General features: G+C 68.3%; 4 protein-coding genes and 1 pseudogene. 3 read left to right on the plus strand and 2 right to left on the minus strand.

Annotated elements, in window-relative coordinates:
- Positions 1-124: 124 nt before the first annotated feature.
- Entirely contained in the window at positions 125-1,327 is a 1,203-nt protein-coding gene (locus G3N61_RS37760) for a CaiB/BaiF CoA-transferase family protein (protein ID WP_205824966.1), read from the plus strand.
- Between the two features lie 139 nt (positions 1,328-1,466).
- A complete protein-coding gene (locus tag G3N61_RS37765; protein ID WP_205824967.1) occupies positions 1,467-2,888 on the plus strand; it encodes an MFS transporter in 1,422 nt (473 codons plus the stop codon).
- 125 nt (positions 2,889-3,013) lie between these two features.
- On the opposite strand, the gene G3N61_RS37770 is transcribed toward G3N61_RS37765, so the two are convergent.
- Positions 3,014-3,289, minus strand: coding sequence for an oxidative damage protection protein (locus G3N61_RS37770; protein ID WP_006478357.1), 276 nt, complete (start codon positions 3,287-3,289; stop codon positions 3,014-3,016).
- 49 nt (positions 3,290-3,338) lie between these two features.
- Positions 3,339-4,718, minus strand: a complete 1,380-nt coding sequence (gene argA, locus G3N61_RS37775) for an amino-acid N-acetyltransferase (protein WP_043190410.1) — start codon at positions 4,716-4,718, stop codon at positions 3,339-3,341.
- 225 nt (positions 4,719-4,943) lie between these two features.
- On the opposite strand from argA, the pseudogene G3N61_RS37780 reads away from it, so the two are divergent.
- A pseudogene (locus tag G3N61_RS37780) lies at positions 4,944-5,066 on the plus strand (ATP:cob(I)alamin adenosyltransferase); the annotation flags it as partial.
- Between the last annotated feature and the right edge of the window lie 118 nt (positions 5,067-5,184).

Raw genomic sequence — 5,184 nt, forward strand, 5'->3', positions numbered from 1 at the left:
TGCTGCCGGTCGATCCGCTCGCACCGGCGTCGCGCGACGACGAATCGGCCGCATACGGCGCACTGCTGCGCGGCACGCCGATCGCGCTCGATACCGCGCTCGACCTGCTGCCGGAGGTCGAACGATGAGCCCGACGCGTGGCGCACTGGACGGCCTGAAGGTCGTCGACCTGAGCCGTGTGCTCGGCGGCCCGTACTGCACGCAGGCGCTCGCCGACCACGGGGCGACGGTGATCAAGATCGAGCCACCGGACGGCGACGAGACGCGCGGCTGGGGGCCGCCGTTCCTCGGCGATACCGCGTGGTATTTCATGGGCGTCAACCGCAACAAGGAAGGGCTCGCGCTCGACCTGTCGCGCGACGAGGGGCGCGCGATCCTGTGGCGCCTGCTCGAAGAGGCCGACGTGCTCATCGAGAACTTCAAGCCCGGCACGCTTGCGCGCTGGGGGATGGATTACGTGCGCGACCTGCAGCCACGCTTCCCGCGCCTGATCCACTGCGCGGTGACGGGCTTCGGCGAAGGTGGGCCGCTCGGCGGGCTGCCCGGTTACGACGCGGTGATCCAGGCGATGGCGGGACTGATGAGCGTCAACGGCGAGCGCGACGGCGATGCGACGCGCATCGGTCTACCGATCGTCGACATGGTCACGGGCCTCAACGCGCTGGCCGGCATCCTGCTGGCGCTCGCCGAGCGCGAGAAGAGCGGGCAAGGGCAGTCGATCGACATCGCGCTGTACGACTGCGGCGTGTCGCTGCTGCATCCGCACCTGCCGAACTTCTTCGGTTCCGGGCGCGTGCCGGAGCGCAGCGGCAACGCGCATCCGAACATCGCGCCGTACGACAGCTATCGCACGGCGACCGTGCCGATTTTTCTCGCGATCGGCAACGACCGGCAGTTCGCGCGGCTCGTCGCGCATCTCGGCGTGCCGGCGCTCGCAAGCGATCCGCGCTTCGTCGACAACCGCAGCCGCTGCGCGCACCGGCCCGAGCTGAAGGCCGAACTGGAAGCACGGCTCGCCGCGCACGCATGCGAGCCGCTCGCGCGCGACCTGATGGCCGCTGGCGTGCCGTGCGGGCCAGTGCGCACGGTGGCCGACGTCGCGCACGATCCGCATGCGTTGCACCGAAACCTGTTCGTCGAGATCGGCGCGTATCGCGGCACGGCGTCGCCGGTGAAGCTGTCGCGCACGCCGGCCACCTATCGTTCGCCGCCGCCCGCGCTGGGCGGCGACACGCGCGCGGTGCTCGATCGCCTCGGCGTCGATCCCGCGCTCCAGCAGCAATTGCTCGACGCTGGCGTGCTGAAGATCGCACCCGACCAGACGTGACTGACCGACGCGCGCGCCGGTGAGCCTGGCTGCGCGACGAAGCGGAACGTCAAGCAACACCGCCAGCCGGCGGCGCAAGGCCGGCCATCCGGCAAGGCGCGCGCCAGTCGCGCCGCCGATCACAAACATGGAGACATCGATGAACCGCCAGCCATCCCCAACCGCCGCGCCGCAGCCGCAGCCGCGGCCCGGCCGCGCCGCCCTCGCGGCGTTCGTCGGCACCACGATCGAGTGGTACGACTTCTACATCTACGGCACGGCCGCAGCGCTCGTGTTCGGCAAGGTGTTCTTTTCAAGCACGATGGATCCCGGCGTCGCGACGCTGCTGGCGTTCGTCACGTTCTGGGCCGGCTTCGCCGCGCGGCCGCTCGGCGGCATCGTGTTCGGGCATCTCGGCGATCGGGTCGGCCGCAAGACGGCGCTCGTGATCACGCTGGTGATGATGGGGCTGGCCACGACCGGCATCGGCCTGTTGCCCGGCTATGCGCAGATCGGCGTCTGGGCGCCGGCCGGCCTCGTCGTGCTGCGCGTGCTGCAGGGCATCGCGGTCGGCGGCGAGTGGGGCGGCGCGGTGCTGATCGCGAGCGAGAACGCACCGAAGCATCGCAGCATCCTGTATGCGGCGTTCGCGCAGCAGGGCTCGCCGACCGGCAACCTGCTGGCCACGGCCGCGTTCTTCGCGCTGAGCGCGCTGCCGACCCCGTCGTTCCTGATGTGGGGCTGGCGCATTCCGTTCCTGCTGTCGGCCGTGCTCGTGATCATCGGCATGGTGATCCGGCTGAGGCTCGAGGAGTCGGCCGACATGCAGCGCGTGCTTGCGCGCAAGCGCACCGTGAAGCTGCCGTTGCGCGACGTCGTGCGCGATCACTGGGTGGTCGTGCTGCTCGCGGCCGGCACGCTGCCGGTGATCAACGTCACGTACTTCCGCAGCACGTTCGCGTTGTCGTGGGCGACCAAGACGCTCGGCTACGCGCAGGGCACGTTCCTCGGCATCCTGTCGATCTCGCTCGTCGTGCAGTTCCTGATGCAGCCGGTCGGCGCGTGGTTCGTGTCGAAGGTCGACATGCGCCGCGCGATGTGCTGGATCCTGATTCCGGAAATCGTGCTGATGCCCGTGATGTTCCATGCGCTCGCGACGCGTTCGTACTGGGTGGCCGTCGCGGGCATGTGCATTTCGACGATTCCGTCGGCGATGTTCTATGGCGCGGTCGGCGGCGTGCTCGCGCGCGTGTTCCCGGCGAACATCCGCTACACCGGCCTGTCGCTCGCGTATCAGTTGAGCGCGCTCGTCGTCGGCGGCGGCACGCCGGTGCTCGCGCAGGCGATCCTCAACGCGACCGGCAGCATCGTCGGCGTCGCGGTCGCATCGGGGCTCTACGCGTTCGTGTCGCTTGTCTGCATGCTGGTGCTGCTGAATCGCACCGGGTATCGCGCGGATGAGCTGTCGACGGCCGAACGCAGCGACGCGGCCGAATGGGGCACCGAAGGCGGCAGCGCGGAACCCGCGGCCGGCGGGACTGCGCAGCCGGGCGAGGGCGGCGCGCTGAAACCGGCCGGCTGAGCGGCGCGCGCGAGGCCGGAACACTCCGAACACGCGCCCCAAAAGAAAACGGCACCGTGCGAAACACGGTGCCGTCTTTCCCGGAGCGCACGGCCGGCAGGTAGCCAGCCGCGCGCATCGCGTCATCAGCCTTCCGTCGGCGGCACGTAGCCGGACGCCTGGTCCGCGCCGTCGCCGAAGAAGTACTTCTCGGTCTGCTTCATCAGGTACTGGCGCGCGCGCGGGTCGGCCATGTTCAGGCGGTTTTCGTTGATCAGCATCGTTTGCTGCTTCAGCCAGCCTTGCCACGCTTCCTTCGAGACGCTCTCGTAAATGCGCTTGCCGAGTTCGCCCGGCAGCGGCGGGAAATCGAGGCCTTCGGCTTCCTTGCCGAGCTTCGCGCATTGAATCATTCGAGCCATCGTGTACTTCTCCTGTAATCGGTCTGGGGGAGGGCAGTCGTGCCTGCGCTCAGAGCTGCTTCATCAGCACGAGCGACTTGCGCTGCCAGTTATAGAGTTTGCGGCGGTCTTCCGGCAGGTCGTCGACGCTGACCTTGACGAAGCCGCGCTTGAGGAACCAGTGCTCGGTGCGCGTCGTGAGCACGAAGATATGCGTGAGGCCGCGCGCGCGGGCACGCTGCTCGATGCGCTTGAGCAGGCGTTCGCCGTCGCCCGAGCCCTGCGCTTCCGGCGCGACCGTCAGGCACGCCATCTCGCCGATCTTCTCCTGCTGGTACGGATACAGCGCCGCACAGCCGAACAGCACGCCATCGTGCTCGATCACCGAGAAGTGGTCGATGTCGCGTTCGATCTGGTGGCGGCCGCGTCGTACCAGCGTGCCGTCCGACTCGAGCGGCTCGATCAGCGACAGGATACCGCCGACGTCGTCCGGCGTCGCTTCGCGCAGGCTTTCGAGGTTCTCGTACGAGATCATCGTGCCGACGCCGTCGTGCAGGAACAGTTCGAGCAGCATGCTGCCGTCGAGCGACTGCGGAATCAGGTGCGCCCGGGTCACGCCGCCGCGGCACGCGCGGATCGAGTGCTTCAGGAAGAACGCGTCGTCGCCCTGGACGTTGCCGGAATCGAGCAGCTCGGCCGCCGCGTCGAGCGACATTTCGCGGATCAGCTCGCCTTCGTCGTCGACGATGCCGGGGCCTTCGGTCAGGAACACGATCTTGTCGGCGCGCAGCGCGATCGCGGCGGCCGACGCCACGTCTTCCATCGACAGGTTGAACGCTTCGCCGGTCGGCGAGAAGCCCAGCGGCGACAGCAGCACGAGCTTGCGGCTCGCGAGCGAATGACGGATCGATTCGGCGTCGATCTTGCGCACGATGCCCGTGTGCGCGAAATCGACCCCGTCGAGAATCCCCACCGGCCGTGCGGTCACGAAGTTGCCCGACACGACGCTGATGTGCGCGTGCGCCATCGGCGAGTTCGGCAGACCCTGGCTGATCGCGGCCTCGATGTCGAGACGCACTTCACCGGCCGCTTCCTTCGCGGATTCGAGCGCGCGCGCATCGGTGATGCGCAGGCCGTGCGAAAACTCGGATTCGACACCATGCAGGCTCAGCTGCTCCTCGACCTGCGGGCGCGAGCCGTGCACCAGCACGATCTGGATACCCATCGCCTGCAGCAGTGCGATGTCGGACACGAGCGCATTCAGCAGCCCCTGCTGCACCACCTCGCCGCCAAACCCCACGACGAACGTGCTGTTGCGGAACTTGTGGATATAGGGCGCGACGGAGCGCATCCAGTCGACGAACTGCGCGTGACTGGCGGCCGAGTCGTCGGCGGGCGGCGGCGTCGTGGCGCCGGTCTGGGCGGAGGGGAGGTCGGTTTGGGAATTCATGGGCGGGATTATAATGCGCCCCCATGTCGAATGTACCTAAAAGTCCCGCGCCGACGCGGGCCAAAGCGCCGTCGGCCCGGCACCCGGATGGTGCGGCCGATGCACGCGAGCAGCAGGGCCAGCCGCCTCGCCAGCAGCAGGAAAAGCCGGCGGGCAAGCCCGCACACGCGCCGCGCGGGCCGCGCGGCGGGCAGATGATTCGCGGCGGTGGGCGCCAACGTTGAACTGATTGATGCACGTCGGGGTGACGTGAACCGGCTGTCGGATCTTGTGTTCGTGCTGGCGCGCGTGCTGAACCGCACCGACGGCGGGGCGGACGTGCTGTGGAAGCGTGGCCGCGTCCGCTGACGCGGCGAAAGGATTTCCGCACTGCGAAAATTTGCCCGGGGGACGGGCCATTTTAAGGATGTATCGTATCTACATGTTTAACGGAGAACGAACATGACCCCCATTACCGCTGACCAGA

The sequence above is a fragment of the Burkholderia sp. Ac-20349 genome (genome assembly GCF_017104865.1).
Taxonomy (GTDB): domain Bacteria; phylum Pseudomonadota; class Gammaproteobacteria; order Burkholderiales; family Burkholderiaceae; genus Burkholderia; species Burkholderia aenigmatica.